This window comes from Roseivirga sp. UBA1976, assembly GCF_002336325.1.
Taxonomy (GTDB): domain Bacteria; phylum Bacteroidota; class Bacteroidia; order Cytophagales; family Cyclobacteriaceae; genus Roseivirga; species Roseivirga thermotolerans.
Map to the genome: position 1 here is coordinate 1 of NZ_DDDQ01000181.1, position 18,045 is coordinate 18,045.

Annotated in this window: 17 protein-coding genes; 10 read left to right on the forward strand and 7 right to left on the reverse strand. The window is 44.3% G+C overall.

Annotated features, from left to right (window positions below; all coding sequences use genetic code 11):
• Nucleotides 1-273: 273 nt before the first annotated feature.
• The 5 genes from B3763_RS18845 (at nt 274) to B3763_RS18865 (ending at nt 6,016) form a co-directional block, all read left to right on the forward strand.
• Nucleotides 274-2,538 carry an ATP-dependent helicase gene (locus B3763_RS18845; protein ID WP_189630224.1) on the forward strand — a complete coding sequence of 755 codons (2,265 nt, stop codon included), beginning with the start codon at nt 274-276 and terminating at the stop codon, nt 2,536-2,538.
• A 59-nt stretch (nt 2,539-2,597) separates the two neighbouring features.
• Nucleotides 2,598-3,242, forward strand: coding sequence for a DUF4290 domain-containing protein (locus B3763_RS18850; RefSeq protein WP_189630223.1), 645 nt, complete (start codon nt 2,598-2,600; stop codon nt 3,240-3,242).
• Nucleotides 3,243-4,550, forward strand: coding sequence for a UDP-N-acetylglucosamine 1-carboxyvinyltransferase (gene murA, locus B3763_RS18855; RefSeq protein WP_189630222.1), 1,308 nt, complete (start codon nt 3,243-3,245; stop codon nt 4,548-4,550).
• A 101-nt stretch (nt 4,551-4,651) separates the two neighbouring features.
• Nucleotides 4,652-5,386, forward strand: coding sequence for a VIT1/CCC1 transporter family protein (locus B3763_RS18860; protein ID WP_286748387.1), 735 nt, complete (start codon nt 4,652-4,654; stop codon nt 5,384-5,386).
• A 45-nt stretch (nt 5,387-5,431) separates the two neighbouring features.
• On the forward strand, nt 5,432-6,016 hold the full coding sequence (locus B3763_RS18865) for a hypothetical protein (protein WP_286748388.1): 585 nt from the start codon (nt 5,432-5,434) through the stop codon (nt 6,014-6,016).
• A gap of 121 nt (nt 6,017-6,137) precedes the next feature.
• On the opposite strand, the gene B3763_RS18870 is transcribed toward B3763_RS18865, so the two are convergent.
• Nucleotides 6,138-7,022, reverse strand: coding sequence for an AraC family transcriptional regulator (locus B3763_RS18870; protein ID WP_286748389.1), 885 nt, complete (start codon nt 7,020-7,022; stop codon nt 6,138-6,140).
• 92 nt (nt 7,023-7,114) lie between these two features.
• On the opposite strand from B3763_RS18870, the gene B3763_RS18875 reads away from it, so the two are divergent.
• Nucleotides 7,115-7,459, forward strand: a complete 345-nt coding sequence (locus tag B3763_RS18875) for a DUF983 domain-containing protein (RefSeq protein WP_189630218.1) — start codon at nt 7,115-7,117, stop codon at nt 7,457-7,459.
• Between the two features lie 21 nt (nt 7,460-7,480).
• Here the strand turns inward: B3763_RS18875 and B3763_RS18880 are convergent, their stop codons facing one another.
• From B3763_RS18880 to dnaN, 4 genes are all read right to left on the reverse strand, one after another.
• A complete protein-coding gene (locus tag B3763_RS18880) occupies nt 7,481-8,185 on the reverse strand; it encodes a phosphoadenylyl-sulfate reductase (RefSeq protein ID WP_286748390.1) in 705 nt (234 codons plus the stop codon).
• Entirely contained in the window at nt 8,182-8,427 is a 246-nt protein-coding gene (locus tag B3763_RS18885) for a DUF2061 domain-containing protein (RefSeq protein ID WP_189630216.1), read from the reverse strand. The genes B3763_RS18880 and B3763_RS18885 overlap by 4 nt, the downstream gene beginning before the upstream one ends.
• 177 nt (nt 8,428-8,604) lie before the next feature.
• Nucleotides 8,605-9,021, reverse strand: a complete 417-nt coding sequence (locus tag B3763_RS18890; RefSeq protein WP_189630215.1) for an RrF2 family transcriptional regulator — start codon at nt 9,019-9,021, stop codon at nt 8,605-8,607.
• A 77-nt stretch (nt 9,022-9,098) separates the two neighbouring features.
• A complete protein-coding gene (dnaN, locus tag B3763_RS18895) occupies nt 9,099-10,220 on the reverse strand; it encodes a DNA polymerase III subunit beta (protein ID WP_189630214.1) in 1,122 nt (373 codons plus the stop codon).
• A 264-nt stretch (nt 10,221-10,484) separates the two neighbouring features.
• Here dnaN and B3763_RS18900 point away from each other — a divergent pair, with 264 nt between their 5' ends.
• From B3763_RS18900 to B3763_RS18915, 4 genes are read left to right on the forward strand one after another with little or no spacing between them, the layout of a single operon-like run.
• A complete protein-coding gene (locus tag B3763_RS18900; protein ID WP_286748391.1) occupies nt 10,485-12,611 on the forward strand; it encodes a nitrite reductase in 2,127 nt (708 codons plus the stop codon).
• A 1-nt stretch (nt 12,612) separates the two neighbouring features.
• On the forward strand, nt 12,613-13,371 hold the full coding sequence (cobA, locus tag B3763_RS18905; RefSeq protein WP_286748392.1) for a uroporphyrinogen-III C-methyltransferase: 759 nt from the start codon (nt 12,613-12,615) through the stop codon (nt 13,369-13,371).
• Nucleotide 13,372: 1 nt separating this feature from the next.
• Nucleotides 13,373-13,987 (forward strand): precorrin-2 dehydrogenase/sirohydrochlorin ferrochelatase family protein, encoded by a 615-nt coding sequence (locus B3763_RS18910; RefSeq protein WP_286748393.1) that lies wholly within the window; start codon nt 13,373-13,375, stop codon nt 13,985-13,987.
• Entirely contained in the window at nt 13,968-14,285 is a 318-nt protein-coding gene (locus tag B3763_RS18915; protein WP_189630210.1) for a rhodanese-like domain-containing protein, read from the forward strand. The genes B3763_RS18910 and B3763_RS18915 overlap by 20 nt, the downstream gene beginning before the upstream one ends.
• 85 nt (nt 14,286-14,370) lie before the next feature.
• Here the strand turns inward: B3763_RS18915 and gldG are convergent, their stop codons facing one another.
• Together gldG and gldA are read right to left on the reverse strand one after the other, a co-directional pair.
• Entirely contained in the window at nt 14,371-16,782 is a 2,412-nt protein-coding gene (gldG, locus tag B3763_RS18920) for a gliding motility-associated ABC transporter substrate-binding protein GldG (protein ID WP_348655159.1), read from the reverse strand.
• Nucleotides 16,779-17,681, reverse strand: a complete 903-nt coding sequence (gldA, locus tag B3763_RS18930; RefSeq protein WP_286748394.1) for a gliding motility-associated ABC transporter ATP-binding subunit GldA — start codon at nt 17,679-17,681, stop codon at nt 16,779-16,781. Before gldA ends, gldG begins: the two co-directional genes overlap by 4 nt.
• Nucleotides 17,682-18,045: the final 364 nt, after the last annotated feature.

Genomic DNA, 18,045 nt, shown 5'->3' on the forward strand with positions numbered 1-18,045 from the left:
ACCTGGCCTTGGTTAGTGCTATCTAGTCCCCTCATGGATTGAGAACAAAACCAAATCCTTCAAATACTTCCCTTCATTAGTTGCTGAAAATTAGAATCAAGTCTTAACTTGCGGCCTAAACTTATCGTCACCTTGAACCTGTCTGCCGACAGGCAGGATTGCTTCAGGGTCTCTTTAATAGATTCTGAAATAAATTCGGAATGACATTTAGACCAAAGTTAGAGCTGATACACCCGTCTTTGTGTCTAAATTTACAGAAGTTTTTTGTGCTGAATGGATTACCTCTCAACGCTTAATGAACCCCAATACGAAGGTGTAGTAAACACCGAAGGCCCTGCCATGATTATTGCCGGTGCAGGATCGGGTAAAACTCGTGTACTCACCTACCGTATTGCTTACCTCATCAAAGAAAAAGGTGTAGATCCATTCAATATTCTTGCACTCACATTTACCAACAAAGCTGCACGCGAAATGCGCGAACGGATTGAGAGAGTAGCCGGTGTGAATGCGCGCAATTTATGGATGGGCACTTTCCACTCAGTATTCGCCAGAATTCTCAGGGCTGAAGCCGACCGGTTGGGATATCCCAGCAACTTTACCATTTACGATACGGACGATTCCAAGTCTCTAATCAGATCCATTGTGAAGGAGTTCGGGCTTGATGACAAAGTCTATAAACCCAACGTGGTGCTGAACAGAATTTCCGGAGCCAAAAACCGACTGGTAGAATGGAAAGAATACCTTAACAACCCACTCTACGCAGCCGATGATGCCGCAGCTCAGAAACCCGAGATGGGTCGTATTTACAAAACCTATTGCCAACGCTGTTTCAAGGCCGATGCTATGGACTTTGACGACCTCCTCCTTAATACCAATATCCTGTTCAGAGATCATATCGATGTGCTCAACAAATACCAACATCGCTTTAAATATGTGCTGGTCGATGAGTTTCAGGACACTAACGTATCCCAGTACCTCATCACCAAAAAGCTCTCGGCCGTAAGTCAAAATATAGCAGTGGTGGGCGATGACGCCCAATCAATTTATGCCTTCCGCGGAGCTAACATTGAAAATATTCTGAACTTCGAGAAAGATTTTCCCGATTTAAAAGTCATTAAACTGGAGCAAAACTATCGCTCTACCAAAAACATTGTAGAAGCAGCCAATTCACTAATCGCTCGCAACAAAGGGCAGCTAAAAAAATCGGTATGGACGGCCAACGGAGAAGGTAACCGAATTGAACTCATAAAATCGGTATCGGACAATGAAGAAGGGCGCTTTGTAGCCTCGGCCATCTTTGAGCAAAAAACACAAAACGGATACGAAAATAAAGATTTTGCAGTGCTCTACAGAACCAATAGCCAATCCAGGGCCATTGAAGAAGCACTCAGAAAGTCAGGTATTCCTTACAAAATATACGGAGGGCTTTCCTTCTATCAGCGTAAGGAAATTAAAGACCTGATGGCCTACCTCAGGTTTGCCATCAACACCAACGATGAACAATCTTTCCGAAGAATTATCAATCTTCCCAAAAGAGGCATTGGGGCTACTTCAGTAGAAAAAATGGTGGTGGCGGCCTTTGAACACGATATTCCACTTTGGGAGGTGCTTACCAATATAGACTCCTTCCTTCCCGGACGTGTAGCCAATGCCGTTCGCGATTTTGTGACTTTGGTTAAGAGTTTTCAGATTTACGTAAGCTCGAAAGACGCCTACGAAGCGGCTAACCACATAGCTAAAACCTCTGGTTTGCTTAAAGAGCTCTATGACGACAAAACGGTTGAAGGTCTAAACCGTTATGAAAACGTGCAGGAGCTACTAAATGCCATGAAGGAATTTGTGGAGACGCCCGAGGTAGAAGACAAGAGTCTGGCGGCCTTCTTGCAAGAGGTGGCTCTGCTAACCGACCAGGACAATGACGACCCTACCGACAATGATTTTGTATCGCTCATGACCATACATGCCTCCAAAGGGCTTGAGTTTAAAAATGTGTTTGTGGTGGGTCTGGAAGAAGACCTTTTTCCTTCGCAAATGATGCTAAGCAGTCGAGCCGATCTGGAAGAGGAACGAAGGCTGTTTTATGTAGCCATTACAAGAGCTCAGGAAAACTTATACTTCTCATATGCTCTTTCGCGTTACCGCTTTGGACGACTGATCAATTCAGAACCTAGTCGCTTTATAGAAGAGGTTGACCCGAACTACATCTTTGTGAATACCCGGTACGGAAGCCGGGAACCTAAACTAGGCAGAAGTGAGCAACCTCCGGGCTTCTCTTCCAGCTTTGCCCGTAATCTCATGGCTACTAAAAAACCACAGGCCAAAAAGCCTTTACAGTATCACAAACCATCGGCCGACTTTAGACCAAGCGACACCTCTAATCTTGCCGAAGGAATGAAGGTAGAGCATCCAAAGTTTGGCTTCGGGAAAGTAAGCAAGGTAGACACCGAGGGAGCAAACAAAAAAGCCAAGGTAATCTTTGAAGATTTCGGAGAAAAGACCCTCCTGCTAACCTTTGCAAAGCTTAGAATTGTAGAATAACTAATACATCAGACAAGCATGTCGACAATAATTACTATTTTGAAACAAGACTATTAATAATGGCACTAGAATATAATACCGAAAGAGCTGCAGTAAAGCTCATGGAATATGGCCGCAACATTCAAAAGCTGGTCAACCACATTAAAACCATTGAAGATAAAGATAAGCGTAGCGCATATGCCCATACCCTTACTGACCTGATGAAGCAAATCAACAGCAACATAAAGGGTAATCAGGATTATGACCAAAAGGTGTGGGACGACCTTTATCTCATCTCCAATTTTGAGCTGGATGTAGAAGCTCCTTTCCCAATGCCCGATGTTTCGGCTATTGGCAAAAAACCTCAGAAGGTACACTACAAAAGCTCCAATATTAAGTATCTGCACTATGGCCGAAATGTGGAAATCATGATTGAGCAGGCCATAGCCATGGAAGATCCGGAATCAAAAGCCGCAGCCGTAATACATATTGGCAGGCTAATGAAAACCTTCTATAACACCTGGAACAAAGACAATATCGATGATGAGATCATCCTAAAGCAAATCAAGGAGTTATCGAACAACCAACTCGATATTGACATTGAACTGGTGAAAGAGCAGGGACTTTTCAACAATAACATTAAGGAAAACCGTTACTCTAACAAAAACTCCCGAGACAACAACAATAATAACAGAAGAAGAAACCAAAAAAGACGCAGAAACTAAATGTCATCTTTCATTATTGAAGGTGGCACCCGCCTTTCCGGAGAGATTATTCCTCAGGGTGCCAAAAACGAAGCACTACAAATTCTATGTGCCGTACTGCTAACCGCAGAGCCTGTTACCATACATAAAATCCCAGACATCCGTGACGTAAACAAGCTCATAGAGCTTTTGGCCGAATTGGGTGTAGAGGTAAAGTATCTTGGCAATGAGAGCTATCGTTTTTGCGCAAAAGATGTAGACATCGACTATTTGGAAACGGAAGACTTCCGTAAAAAAGCTTCGTCATTGAGAGGCTCAATAATGATCCTGGGGCCACTGCTGGCCCGTTTCGGAAAAGGAAAAATTTCCAAGCCGGGGGGAGACAAAATAGGCCGAAGAAGACTTGACACACACTTCATAGGCTTCCAGAAGCTGGGGGCAAGATTCTTATACGAAGCCGAAACAGGCATGTACCATATCGATGCCAGCCAGCTGAAAGGCACCTACATGCTTTTAGATGAAGCCTCTGTTACCGGTACGGCCAACATTCTGATGGCTGCTGTTATGGCCGAAGGAAAAACCACTATTTACAATGCCGCTTGTGAGCCCTACCTCCAACAGTTGAGCAAAATGCTCAACCGAATGGGAGCAAAAATCACAGGCATTGGCTCTAACCTGCTCCACATCGAAGGGGTAGAGTCGTTGAAAGGCACAGAACACACCATGTTGCCCGATATGATCGAAATTGGCTCCTTCATTGGTATGGCGGCTATGACTCAATCGGAAATAACCATCAAAGACTGCCAAATACCTGAACTGGGGGTAATCCCCGAAACATTCAGAAGGCTGGGCATTCAGATGGAATTTAGAGGTGACGACATTTTTATACCCGCTCAGGAGCGCTACGAAATTGAAACATTTATCGATGGCTCTATAATGACTATTGCCGATGCTATTTGGCCGGGGTTAACCCCCGATTTACTCAGCATTGTACTAGTTGTAGCTACTCAGGCCAAAGGCACCGTTCTCGTTCACCAAAAGATGTTTGAGTCTCGACTATTCTTTGTCGATAAGCTGATAGACATGGGGGCTCAGATCATTCTGTGCGACCCACACCGCGCTACTGTCATAGGACTAAACAGACAACAAAAGCTCAAAGGTATTCGAATGACATCTCCCGATATAAGGGCCGGACAAGCCCTGCTCATTGCCGCCCTTTCGGCAGAAGGCCGCTCCATCATAGACAATGTGGAGCAAATTGACCGGGGATACCAGCATATTGATACCCGACTCAAGGCATTAGGAGCCAAGATTGAGCGAGTAGATTAAGTACCGAGCCTGGTTAAAGCCAGGCTTTTTTGTTCACCCCACTTCTGCATAGCCAACCATTCGGGTTATATTCGTAGGAGTGACACGGCAAAATTTTCAACATGGCTAAACACATAGAACCTCAACTGCATGGAGAAAACAAATGGTTTTCCCGATTTCAAGATTACATTGGCGAATTTATATATGGAGGTATAGATGGTTCTGTAACCACGTTTGCTGTAGTTGCCGGAGCAGCCGGAGCTCACCTTGAAAGCTCAGTAGTTATTATTTTGGGCTTTGCCAATCTTATTGCCGATGGTTTTGCCATGTCTGTTGGCAGTTACCTGTCGACCAAATCGGAAAAGGAGAATTACCAGAAGCATAAAGAAATAGAATATTGGGAAGTAGATAATCTACCCGAAAAAGAACGTCAGGAAATTCGCGAAATATATCAGGCCAAAGGTTTTGAAGGAGAGCTGTTAGAGCAAGTGGTAGATAAAATCACCGAAGACAAAGACCGCTGGGTAGATGTAATGATGAAAGAAGAGCTGGAAATGACTGAAGAATCCAAGTCTCCTCTTCAGATGGGCTTTGTCACTTTTATTTCATTCATACTTATGGGCTTTATACCCCTCATTGTATATGTAATTGATTACTCGGGCCAATCGCTTGGCGATAACCTTTTTCTTTATTCGTCCATACTCACTTTTGTTACCTTTGCCGGAATTGGGTTTGCCAAAAGCTACGTTACCAAAGCCAACCGGCTGAGAAGCATACTAGAAACCCTATTTTTAGGCGGTTCGGCCGCTGTTCTTGCCTACTTTGTCGGAGATTTACTGGAAAAAATGATAGCTTAGACATCTTTTTTACGTTTAATCCATCCTTAATGCGTATTCAACGGAATGGTTAAAATTGGTACATCCAGAAGACTGAATAAATCACCATCGGCCAAACGCCTAAGGAAAAGAGACATTTACACCTACCTAATGGAGGTGGTGCTCATCATCTTTGGAATAACTGTAGCCTACCAACTCAATATTTTGTATGAAGACAAAAAAGAATTGCAACTGGAAACCGCTGCTATTCTAAAGGTATATAGGGAAAACGAAACCAACATGAACTACTTTGCCGGCACCATTGCCGATAGAATGCAGTTGGAGGAAGACACCCGTGAACTAGCACGTATTCTCTTTTCGGGAGGCCTTTTAGAAGACGACCATATTGGTACGTATCTCTTTAACATTAACAAAACCATAAAACCCGTTGTGCAGCTAGAGGCCATCAACTTTTACCTGAACACCAATTACACCAACCGCAATGCCGATATAAAAAGTGAACTCATTACACTCAAAAGCAAATACCTGGAGTTAAGAGACATTGTAGACTACTATGTGCGCATGAAAGAAAAATACTACTCAGACTTTCTGGTTTCTGAAGTAGATTTTGGTGAAGAAAAATACTTTCTTACCAGAAAATTAAAAGTGTAGAGTTTAAAAACCTTGTTGTTAATCTGCTGGCCAATGAGCAGGCGCTCAACAAGTTGTTTGTAGAGTCTTATGAGATGGCCATAGACCTGGAAGAGCTCATCGATCGAAAAATCAGGTAACCCTAACGATAATAGCTCGACTTATACTGTTGGGCAAAAGTAGAAGGACTAACCCCGGTGTACTTCTTGAATATCCTTGAAAAATAGGCATAATCATCAAAGCCCAGTTGTTCGGCCACTTCAGTGAGCCCAACATCCAATGAATTGACCAGAAGCCTCTTAGCTTCTAACGCCACTCTTTCCATAATCAACTCCGTAGTACTTTTATTAAGTTGCTCGCGAACCACTCTGTTCAGATGTCTCACCGTTAGGTTTAGCATTTCGGCATAAACACCAGCCGATTTATGCGCTTTGTAGTGAACATTAATTAACCGCTCCAGCTCTGTGAGGTGCGCAGCATAACGGCCTATTCGCCAACCGGAATCAACCGATTGACTGCACACCCTGGCTAAATTGGTGTAAAGTATCCCCAGAAGCATCTGTATTTTACGGTGCCTCCACAATCCTTGACCGGAATACTCCCGAAGCACCAAACTCATAATCTGGTAAACCTCCTCCAACAATGGCGCTACCAACTGCACCATAGAAGAGCGAGTGAGAGAGCTATAGAACGAAAAATCGGCCAGTGAGTGATCGGCAAAGGCCAAATCGTAAAACTCGCGCGAGTGAAACAAGATTAAGCCCTCCGCATCTGCCGAAGGCTGCCAAAAGTGAGATTGTCCGGGACTCAAAACGAAAAGCGCTCCGGGCTGTATTTCATACCTCACAAAATCGATTTCGTGCACCCCGCTACCCTGGGTGAAAAGTACCACCAGATAAAAATCATGCTTATGCGGTACTAATATTTCACCATGGTGCTTAAGCACATGTGCAGAAAAGGTGTTGCAATAAAAACGATGTGAATCTTGCTCAAACCTATGAAGCTCAAGAGTATTTAAATTCTTCACTCAAAAAATGATCCTTTTATACAAAAGAAGGAAACTTTTACCAGAACGTAGAAGCTATTGAATCATTTAATTTTGCCTCAAATTAAATCCAGATGCTTAAAACAGTTAAAAGTATTTTTCGTCAAAAATGTCCTAATTGTGAAGAAGGATCTGTATTCCACTCCAACGGAAATATACTCCGAATGAAATCGCCCGGCATGAACGAAAACTGCCCGGTGTGTGGACATAAGTTCGAAAAGGAACCGGGTTATTTTATTGGAGCCATGTATATGAGCTACGGTCTTTCACTGGCCGAACTCGGGGGGCTCTTTTTACTTTGGCAGCTGACCGGCCTTCCACTAAGTGGTTTCATCTATGCGGCCATTGTCCTCCTGGTAGCCCTTATGTTTTTAAACTTTAGGCTAGCTCGAATAATCTGGATGTACTTGTTTCGGTAGGCCGGTATAACCTTCCCGGTCCTATTGTTTCACCTGATGCAGGCCACACTCCTTTTGCGAAGCCTCCCAATACCACCTGCCCGCCCTGGGGTGTTCTCCCGGCTCAATGGCCCGGGTACATGGCGCACAACCAATACTTATGTAGCCCTTGTCGTGCAGAGGATTATATGGCACCTGATGTTTCTTCAGGTATTCGAGCATTTCATCATAAGACCATCGCAGTAGGGGGTTGAATTTGATTACCTGATTAGGCTCATCCCACTCAATAAGGCTGAAATTCTGACGATTGTCTGATTGGTCTGCCCTTAGCCCCGTTACCCAAACGGCCGTGTCTCTGAGAGCTCTTTTGAGAGGCTCTACCTTGCGAATGTAGCAGCACTCTTTACGGTTTTCTACCGACTCATAAAAGCTGTGCATGCCTTTCTTCGTTACCAGCTCCTCCACTTGCTCGGCCTTGGGATAGTAGACCCTAATAGGCTGCTTATACCTGGCCCTGGTGCGATCGATTAACTCATAGGTTTCAGGAAATAACCGACCCGTATCGAGAGTAAACACCTCAATATCAATCGAATGCTTAAAAATAGCATGCGTAATAACCTGGTCTTCCTGGCCAAAAGCCGAAGAAAAGCGAACCTTTCCGGGAAAAGCATTGGCTACCAGAGCCAACGACTCTTCTAAAGTTTTTCCTTCAATTAAGTTACTTAGCTCCTCTACTCTCTCTTTCATCGTCTTACTTTTACCGAAGCCCAAACTCTTTCATGCAGGTAATAAAGAATCATTTTGGTGACTACTTCAACTGAACCAATGGAAAATGCCGTAGCAAAATTACCTGTAATGATGTACGAAATCACCATGGTATCCAGAGTGCCAACTATTCTCCAGCTAATGGTTTTTAGTAAGCTTTTAAGATTGCTATCCACCTTTCTGGCATCTTCAATCTTATCTTTTACAAGTGAATCTACTAACATCTTTCGGGCATTAAACTTATCAACGGGACAAATCTATATATTCCCTACCATTTTAGTAGACTTTTGTTTCAATTTTTTTTCACCTCTCTTGTTCTCCTGTAAAAACAGAAGGTCAAAAGAGGGGATTCTTCATAAGCACGGTAAGCTTTTCAGAAAAAAATACAGTTCTGTGAGCTGCTATTCCTTATTGCGCAATACATCGGCCAGGGTCTTATTCTCCAACACCTTAAGTGTATTATCCCTAACCTCGGCCATTACGCGGTTCAACCCGCATACGGCTTCATCGCAATTTTCGCAACGCTCATAGTAATTAAGGCTCACGCAGGGCAATAGAGCAATGGGGCCATCGAGCATACGAATAACCTTAGCCAGTTTTACTTCTTCAGGGGGTTTTATAAGGTAATAGCCACCACCTTTCCCTTTTTTACTTCCCAGCACTCCGGCCTTTTTCAGCTCAAGAAGTATATTTTCCAGGAACTTGAGAGATATTTTGCGCTCTTGCGAAATCTCAGAAATGAGAACAGGGCCCTTCTCCACATTCTCGGCCAAATAAGTGAGGGCATGAAAGGCGTATTGAGTCTTCTTAGAGAGCATGCGTAATAATCGGCAAAATTTTAGAGTGAAACAAAAAAGGGAGCTGTGCTCCCCTTTTCAGATAATTATATAAAACATTAATAGTTGTTCAACATAACAGGCATTACTAGCATGAGTATATCCTCACTGTCATCCTTTTCTGTAGGTATAATGAGGCCGGCACGGTTAGGAGCCGACATTTGCAGTGTAATAGATTTCGAGTGCAGATTGCCAAGCATTTCAACCAAAAACTTAGCATTGAACCCAATTTCGATATCTTCTCCCTCATGCTCGCAGGCCAAAGTTTCTTTAGCTTCATTAGAGAAGTCTAAATCTTCGGCAGAAATTGTAAGCTCGCTGCCGGTAATCTTAAGCCTGATTTGGTGGGTGGTTTTATTGGCGTAAATGCTGATACGCTTTAGAGAGCCTAGCAGCTCGCTGCGCTCAATGGTCATTTCAATCGGATTCTCGGTAGGAATCACATTCTCATAATCCGGGAAACGCTCATCAATCAAGCGGCAGATCATGCGAATATTGTTGAAGTGGAAGTAGGCGTTAGACGCATTGTACTCCAATACAACATTCACATTTTCTGAAGGCAATGTAGACTTCAAAAGGTTAAGGGCCTTTCTGGGTATAATTATAGACATTCCGGAGTCGGTAGCCACATCCACTCTTCTATAGCGCACCAAACGATGGCCGTCAGTAGCTACAAAAGTAGTGTTGGTATCGCCCAGCTTCACAAATACTCCCGTCATGGCTGGTCTCAACTCATCGTTGGAAGTAGCAAAAATGGTGTTATTAATCGCACTGCTCAAAACATCGGTCGACATATCTACGGAATAGGCATCGGTTACTTCCGGTACCTTAGGGAAATCCGTGGCATTTTCTCCGGCCAGTTTGTAACGTCCATTGTCTGAGTTGATCTCTACACTGTATGTTTCCTGGTCAATGCTGAAGGTAACCGGTTGTTCGGGAAGGTTCTTCAGGGTGTCCATCAGTATTCTGGCAGGCACCGCTATGCTTCCATCTTCTTTGGCCTCTACATCAATCTCGGTGATCATAGAGGTTTGTAAGTCTGACGCAGTGATGGTCAGAAGTCCATCTTTTATTTCAAAAAGGAAATTCTCTAGAATAGGAACAACCGGATTGGTTGTGATAACGCCATTGATATTAGACAGGCGCTTTAAAAGTTCAGCTGAAGAAACAATAAACTTCATAGAAGATCGATTTTTTGAGTGGTTTTAATAAGCGGATAAAATTAAAAATAAAATCTATATCGCCCATTAAATGTAAGCATTTTGAACCCGATTGACTAACAAGCTCCTCATCTCTCGCACTAGTCGTTTAAAAGACCACCTTCCACCATTCACCCAACCACTTATCACATAGTCAAAAATATTACCCTATTATTTTGGTAGACTTTATATTCTTTTATTTAAACTTGCAGAATATTTCCTATCGTTTTTATAGACTAATAAGTTATGAGCCTGTCCGTAAACCAAAGCATAAGCCCCGCAGCCCAAAAAGATATTATTGAGCTTCAAAAGCGAATTGAGAAGTTTGAGCAAGGAGAGATTGCCGAAGACAAGTTTAAGTTATACAGACTTACCCGCGGAGTTTATGGCCAACGGCAAACGGGTGTCCAGATGATTCGTATTAAACTACCCTATGGTAAAGTTACGCCAAGGCAGCTCATTACCATTGCCAATGTATCTGATAAGTACGCCACCGGCAACCTGCACTTAACCACCCGACAAGACATTCAACTGCATTTTGTAAAGCTAAAGGACTCCCCTGCTCTCTGGGCCAACCTGGAGGCCAGTGATGTGACTCTACGAGAAGCCTGCGGAAACACCGTTCGCAATGTTACCGCTTCGCCCGATGCCGGCATCAACCCCAATGAGCCTTTTGATGTAACTCCCTATGCGCATGCCCTCACCCATTTCTTTTTAAGAAACCCCATTTGTCAGGACATGGGTCGCAAGGTGAAAATTGCTTTTGCATCAGACAGCACCGACTCGGCCATGACCTACTTTCACGACATTGGTTTTATACCCCTTGTTAAAGATGGAATTAAAGGATTCAAAGTAGTACTGGGAGGTGGCCTCGGGGCACAAGCCATGTTTGCCCAAACGGCCCACAGCTTTTTACCGGCCACTGAGATTATTCCCTTCTCTGAAGCAGTTATTCGCGTATTCGATCGCTATGGAGAGCGAGCTAATCGCAATAAGGCGCGCATGAAATTCCTGCTCAAAAAAATGGGGCTGGAACAACTCATGAAACTGGTTAATGAAGAACGCAAAGCCCTAAAAGGCTACCACTGGCCCATAGACGAAACTATAGGTAGAGTAGAACAGCCCAACCCTCCACAGCGCGAGGTGGAAGTGAGTAATCCTACGGCCTTTGAAAACTGGAAGCGCACCAACACTTTTGTGCAAAAACAGACCGAATTTAGAGGTATTTGGGTACGTGTACCTTTGGGCGACATGAATGCCGAAACCGCTCGCAAGCTCGCTGGCATGGTAGAACAATATGCTGCACACGACATTCGGGTTACTGCCAATCAGGGTTTACTCATTAAGTATGTCAAGCCCGGCCTGCTCCCCCTTTTCTTCCAGGAACTTACCGCTCTTGGGCTTGCCAAAGCCGGCTTTGATAGTACGCACGACATTACTTCATGCCCCGGCAGCGATACCTGCAACTTGGCCGTAACCAACAGCACAGCCCTTTCCACTACCCTGGAACAGATGCTGGAAAATGACTTCGAACACCTCATTAATGAACGCAACATTAAAATTAAAATCAGTGGGTGTATGAACGCCTGTGGGCAACATATGGCCGCCAACATTGGCTTCCATGGCAGCTCTATAAAACATAAAGGGCTGGTAGTTCCGGCCATGCAGGTGGTAATAGGCGGAGGACTTTCTCCTTCCGGAGAGGGCTTTATTGCCGAAAAAGTAATAAAGCTGCCCACCAAGCGCATCCCCAACGCCCTGGCCTTGCTGCTCACAGCCTATGAAAAGGAAGCTGAAGAGGGCGAATACTTCAATGATTACTTTCAACGAGTTGGTAAAATGCACTTCTACCATCTGCTAAAACCATTGGCGGAAACTGATAACCTAACCAGTGCCGAGTTTATGGACTGGGGAAAACAAGAGCAGTTTGTTCCGGAAATTGGTGTTGGCGAGTGTGCCAGTGTAATGCTCGATGTGATTGGAACTATCATAGAAGAAGCGCAGGAACGACTGGACTGGGCCAGCGATGGGCTTAGAGAAGAAGCCTATGCAGATGCAATTTATAATGCCTATTCAGCCTTTGTAATCGGTGCTAAAGCTCTACTTCTTAGTGTAGATATTAAGTGCAACACCCAAATAGGAATACTGGAAAGTTTCGAAGAGCACTTCGGACAAACGGAAGACTTCGGCCAGGCCAAGAGTTTCAAAACTCTGGTTTTGCAAATGAAATCACAGGAACCTGAAAAGGACTTTGCCCATGAATACTTCCAATCCGCAAACTCATTTCTCCGGCAAGTAAAAACCTTCAGACAGAGACAACTGCAAAGCGAAGGGAAAGAAAAACTAGTTATCAGCGATTTTTATAAAGCATAGAATGACCATTACTCCTAAACTTTCGCTAGTAGGTGCCGGCCCGGGAGACCCCGAGCTTATTACCGTTAAAGCCATTAAAACTCTGGCCGAAGCCGATGTGGTGTTGTATGACGATTTGGCCAGCAAGGCATTGCTTTGCTATGTTAAAAAGGGAGGCGAAAAAATATATGTAGGCAAAAGGGTGGGCAAACATAGTCATACCCAGCAGGCCATCAATGAACTGATCGTTCACTTTGCGCAAACCAAAGGGCACGTGGTCAGACTCAAAGGTGGAGATCCTTTTATTTTTGGCCGGGGATACGAAGAGCTGGATTTTGCCCGACAATTTGGTATACCCTGCCAAATAATCCCGGGTATTAGCAGCGCTCACGCGGTACCGGCCTTGCAGGAAATACCCATGACATCGCGCGGATATAGCCAAAGCTATTGGGTGGTAACGGCCACCACCAAAGAAGGCTTTCTTACTCCCGACATTCATTTGGCGGCTCAGTCTACTGCTACGGTGGTCATACTAATGGGTACCAAAAAACTGGCCGCCATCTGCGATGCCTTTCGTGAGCATGGCCGCCACAATGCCCCGGTGGCCATTATTCAGAACGGATCGCTGCCGAGCGAAAAGATAGTAACGGCCACCATTAATTCTATTGAAGATGAAGCTTTTGCCCATGGCATTTCCTCTCCTGCCATAATTATTGTGGGCGAGGTAGTAAAACTAGGGAAATCATACCTACGGCAAATTGAATACGCTACTACCCTTTAATATGTCTAACAACCTCTACCCCATATTTCTAAAAGCCCATCAGCTAGACATTCTCATTATTGGGGGAGGTTCGGTTGGGCTGGAAAAGCTCTCATTTATGCTCAAAAGCAGCCCTTATGCCCGGGTAACTTTGGTTGGTAAAACCATTCGGTCCGAAATCCGGCAGTTGGCAACCCGGCACCCTCAGATTACTCTTTTGGAGCGGGAATATTTTACCGAAGATCTAACCGGTATGCATCTGGTGTTGGTAGCTACTGAAAATCCGGAGACAAACCGTAAGATTCAGCAGGAAGCCAAAGACAGGGGTATATTGGTGAATGTGGCCGACACCCCCGAACTGTGCGATTTTTACCTGGGCAGCATCGTTACCAAAGGCCATCTAAAGGTTGCCATCTCAACCAACGGCCAGTCGCCCACCATAGCCAAACGCTTAAGAGAAGTGCTTGACGATGCATTGCCTGAGGAAATTGATGAACTTTTGTTACGAATGAAGCAAATTCGCAATCAGTTAAAGGGTAACTTCGGTTACAAAGTAAAAGAGTTGAACCGGCTAACTTCGAGCCTGGTTTATGGTACTAAGCATAAAGAAAACGAGAATGAAAGAGATAACAGTTAAGGAGTTAAAGTCGCTGATAGACAATGGAACGGATTTTCAACTCATTGATGTTCGGGAGCCACACGAAGCCGATATTGCAGCAATTGGAGGCGAGCTTATTCCCTTGGGCACAGTGCCTCAAAACGTTGATAAATTTGCTAAAGATAAGCAGGTTGTGGTGCATTGCAGAAGCGGCAAAAGAAGCGGAGATGCCATTGCCTGGCTGGAGGCTAACCACGGTTTTACCAATCTATATAATCTAAAAGGTGGTATTCTGGCCTGGGCCGATGAAATCGATCAGCGCGTGCAGAAGTATTGACGCTGATTTTAACAACAGGTTGCCTGATTGAGGAGCAATAGTCGAATAGACTTCTATCTATTGGGCTATTGCCCGGCTCAGGGTATCAAAATCCGGAATACTTCCTTTTTCGAAGCACCCCTCTTGCCAGACCAAAAAGCACCAAAATAACCAATGGTCCTGCCAGGTTTAGACTTTGCCAATAGGTTCTTTCTTCCTGAACTTTAATTCTATTCAATGGCCTCAGAGTTATTTCTTTATTTCTCGAAGTAATCAGCCCTTCTTCATCGGTCATATAGGCCAATACATTGAATAAGAAGTCTCGGTTGGCATACTTAAGTTTTTCGCCCTCTTCCACAAAAGGATTAAAGCCCAGTGGGTAGGGCTGTCTTGTTCTAAGGTTCAGTTCATTTCTTATAAAGTCGCCATCAGATACCACCACAATTTTAGCTCCTGTGCTACGGTCTTTGAAGAGCGCCTGATCGATAGAATCGGGCAACACCCTGTTTTTAAACAGTGAGGTAAACTGTCCTTCCAATAAATATCCTGCCACCTTTCGCCCTCCATTAAAGAGTTGCACATCGGGCTGATTAGCATAATCTTCAAAAGCCACCGGAGCCGGAGCGGGCAAGATTCGGGTATATTCAGAAGTATACATAAGGGGTGTTTTACTCACTCCCTCTGCTTTTACCGTATCCATGGTACTAAAAAACCGCAGGTATACAGCATCGAGGTTTTTGCTGGCGGGATGATCGGCAAAATCGGTAACCGAGGCATAAAAAGGCCATGGCAGGTTAATGATATTACTATTATCGTCTATCACTACCGGATAGCGCCCAAAGTTTTGAATGTCTTGCACATAGTTTTGGTTCAAACGTACGCCATAGCGAAACAGAAGGTCTTCCAACCCATGATTGACTGGTGTGGCCAAAGTACCCATACCGGCAGCATTAGACATATTTACCTCCAGCGATTCCATAAGAAACACCACATCACCTCCATGCATTACGTATTGATCGAGCACATATTTTTCGGCCTTGCTAAAGCTGGTTTTAGGTCGGGCAATAATTAGTGCGTCAATCGAATCGGGTGAAAGGGGCTTGTTCAGACTCACGTCTTTTATATTGAAATGCTGCACCATCTCACCCATAAATCCGGCAATATGAACAGAATCCAGTTCATTATGACCCCTCACCATACCTATGTTTTTTCGGTTGAGATTGGCCAGTCGTTGAATACCCACCGCCAGCTCAAACTCAATGTTTTCTATGGCCATATTGATGGTTTCGTTTGGATTGCCTCCTTTGGCGCCTTTGAACAAAAGAATTCCGGCAGCCTGACCGTCATAGCGTACAATTACATAAGGAAAAATAATCTTCTGGATTTGCTTACCGTCTTGCGTATCGAATACACGGGTTGGCTCAAAACCCTGACTCATTAGGTAGGCAATGTTTTCGTTTCTGGTTTTAGCGTCTTCTGCAGCCGAAGGATCGACAAAAAAGTAGTTGATAGCCCCGGGCTTGTACACATCGAACTCTTCTATGGTTTGTTTAATGGCTCTTCTAAAGCGTTCAAAACCGCTTGGCAAATCTCCGGCCAGTAAAACTTCAATGGTCATTGGGGCTTCTAGCTGACGCAGCAACTCTTTGGTTGCCGGTTTCAGAGTATACCTTTTATCTTCGGTGAGGTCATACCGGTAAAAAAAGTTAGCGGCCAGAATATTGAAAACTAACAGTAGAACAAAGGCCAAAATCACCCGCTTCATCAAGCGAGAACGCACAGGCTTATAACTCAATTTTCTGGCAATGAGTCGCCAATGGGTAACAATGAGTATAAATACAACGGTAGACACAAAAAACGCCACGTTGCGAGTATCTATAAGGCCCCGGCTCAACGCATCGTAATGATAACTTAGGCTCATTTCCTCCAGATAAATAGCCCATTCTCCCTTTAATAAATCGGCCAGAGAGCTCACACCTGTATAGAGGAAGAAGCAGAGAAAAACAGCCAAAATAAAAGACACAATCTGGTTTTCGGTAAACGAAGAGGCAGCCAGGCCAATGGCGGTAAACACCCCTCCTAAAAGAATTAATCCAAGGTATGAACCCGTAATGCCGGGAACATCCAGATTACCTATGGGGTTTCCGAGCTGATAAACGGAATAAAAATAGACTAGCGTGGGCAATACCGAAAAGACAACCAGAGTAAAAGCGGCCAGGTATTTCCCCATTACAATTTGCCACTCTGTGAGCGGCTTGGTGAGTAATAGTTCTATGGTTCCTGTTCTTCTTTCTTCGGCCAACATGCGCATGGTTATAGCCGGAATGAGGAACATGAAAACGAACGGCCCCAAAGAAAAGAGGCTTCCCATATCGGCAAAGCCATAGTTAAGTACGCTGGTTTCCGGAAAAACCCACATGAGTAAGCCTATTCCGGTAAGAAAAACACCAATTACTACATAGGCGATAAGTGAATTTAAAAACTGCCGAAGTTCCTTGCTGTATATGGCCCACATCATTGATTCGACTGTGTTAAACGATGAAAAATTTCTTCCAACTCTTGGGTTTCCTGACTCATACTTAAAATAACCCAGTCTTCGTCCTTAGCCATTTTAAACAGAACTGAACGAAGGTCCTTACCTTTCTCACAAGCAATAACATATTCATTACCACCCCTGTTTTCTGCCTGGCCCAACACCGTGAGCTTTTCAATGTTGACGGGGGCTTCAAACTCCACTTTCAATACCACCCTATTGCCCATGAGGTTTTGGAGCGTATCGTCTGCCACAATTTTGCCCTGGTTTATTATCACCACCCTGTCGCACAGGGCCTTTACCTCTTGCATTATATGTGTACTGAAAATTACCGTTTTGTCCCGGCTCACCTCTTTGATGAGCTTTCTTATTTCCACCAATTGATTAGGATCTAAACCAGTAGTAGGCTCGTCCAGAATAAGCACTTCGGGGTCGTGAAGCAATGCCTGGGCCAGCCCCACCCGTTGCCGGTAGCCTTTCGAAAGTGTTCCTATTCGCTTGTTCTGCTCTTTGGAGAGTCCGCAAAGAGCCACCATTTCCATAACTCTTTCTCTGCCTTGCTTACCCTTTAGGCCATGCACAGCGGCCATAAATCGCAAGTATTCATGCACATACATATCCGTGTACAGCGGATTGTGTTCGGCCAGATAGCCAATTTTCTTTCGCACCTCTACAGGTTGGTGCATCACATCATGCCCACAAACCTTTACGGTGCCCTCAGTAGGAGGAATGAAACAGGTAGCAATCTTCATGGTAGTAGACTTGCCAGCTCCATTGGGGCCAAGGAAGCCAAGAATCTGCCCCTTAACAGCCCTAAATGAGATGGTATCTACAGCCCTCTGGGCTCCATATGTTTTGGTGAGTTGCTGAACTTCTACAGACATCGGACAATGAACGTCTTTTCTTTATTGGAATTGTCAAAGATAATGGAGAAGACGAAAGCCGGAAGGTGGAAGGCAGAAGTTTTTATGAAGAGCAAGCTAGAAGTTAGATCAGAGATCAGTAAATAAATGGGTGGTTCACAATTCTTCTTTTTTAATGTTACTATTGCGCGATTTTTTTATCTTCAATATTCATTAAAATCCCCTTCAGAAACCCAATAAGGCATGCTATAGGGAATAAATCGCAAGCTATAGTATAGGGTTACTTACTTAAGTTGCAAGAAGTGCATTTCTGAACCTTGCCTCCATTTGTGTCTTCACAAATGGTTGTTAAAAGACCCTGTGAGGACACAGCTTGTGGCTAGTA

What these genes read in the sequence shown, in the direction of transcription:
- dnaN (WP_189630214.1), bottom strand. Translation starts at nt 10,220, where the DNA reads ATGAAGTTTATTGTTTCTTCAGCTGAACTTTTAAAGCGCCTGTCTAAT.
- B3763_RS18865 (WP_286748388.1), top strand. Translation starts at nt 5,432, where the DNA reads ATGGTTAAAATTGGTACATCCAGAAGACTGAATAAATCACCATCGGCC.
- B3763_RS18850 (WP_189630223.1), top strand. Translation starts at nt 2,598, where the DNA reads ATGGCACTAGAATATAATACCGAAAGAGCTGCAGTAAAGCTCATGGAA.
- B3763_RS18845 (WP_189630224.1), top strand. Translation starts at nt 274, where the DNA reads ATGGATTACCTCTCAACGCTTAATGAACCCCAATACGAAGGTGTAGTA.
- murA (WP_189630222.1), top strand. Translation starts at nt 3,243, where the DNA reads ATGTCATCTTTCATTATTGAAGGTGGCACCCGCCTTTCCGGAGAGATT.
- B3763_RS18860 (WP_286748387.1), top strand. Translation starts at nt 4,652, where the DNA reads ATGGCTAAACACATAGAACCTCAACTGCATGGAGAAAACAAATGGTTT.
- B3763_RS18900 (WP_286748391.1), top strand. Translation starts at nt 10,485, where the DNA reads ATGAGCCTGTCCGTAAACCAAAGCATAAGCCCCGCAGCCCAAAAAGAT.
- B3763_RS18885 (WP_189630216.1), bottom strand. Translation starts at nt 8,427, where the DNA reads ATGTTAGTAGATTCACTTGTAAAAGATAAGATTGAAGATGCCAGAAAG.
- gldG (WP_348655159.1), bottom strand. Translation starts at nt 16,782, where the DNA reads ATGATGTGGGCCATATACAGCAAGGAACTTCGGCAGTTTTTAAATTCA.
- B3763_RS18890 (WP_189630215.1), bottom strand. Translation starts at nt 9,021, where the DNA reads ATGCTCTCTAAGAAGACTCAATACGCCTTTCATGCCCTCACTTATTTG.
- B3763_RS18915 (WP_189630210.1), top strand. Translation starts at nt 13,968, where the DNA reads ATGAAAGAGATAACAGTTAAGGAGTTAAAGTCGCTGATAGACAATGGA.
- B3763_RS18880 (WP_286748390.1), bottom strand. Translation starts at nt 8,185, where the DNA reads ATGAAAGAGAGAGTAGAGGAGCTAAGTAACTTAATTGAAGGAAAAACT.
- gldA (WP_286748394.1), bottom strand. Translation starts at nt 17,681, where the DNA reads ATGTCTGTAGAAGTTCAGCAACTCACCAAAACATATGGAGCCCAGAGG.
- B3763_RS18910 (WP_286748393.1), top strand. Translation starts at nt 13,373, where the DNA reads ATGTCTAACAACCTCTACCCCATATTTCTAAAAGCCCATCAGCTAGAC.
- B3763_RS18875 (WP_189630218.1), top strand. Translation starts at nt 7,115, where the DNA reads ATGCTTAAAACAGTTAAAAGTATTTTTCGTCAAAAATGTCCTAATTGT.
- cobA (WP_286748392.1), top strand. Translation starts at nt 12,613, where the DNA reads ATGACCATTACTCCTAAACTTTCGCTAGTAGGTGCCGGCCCGGGAGAC.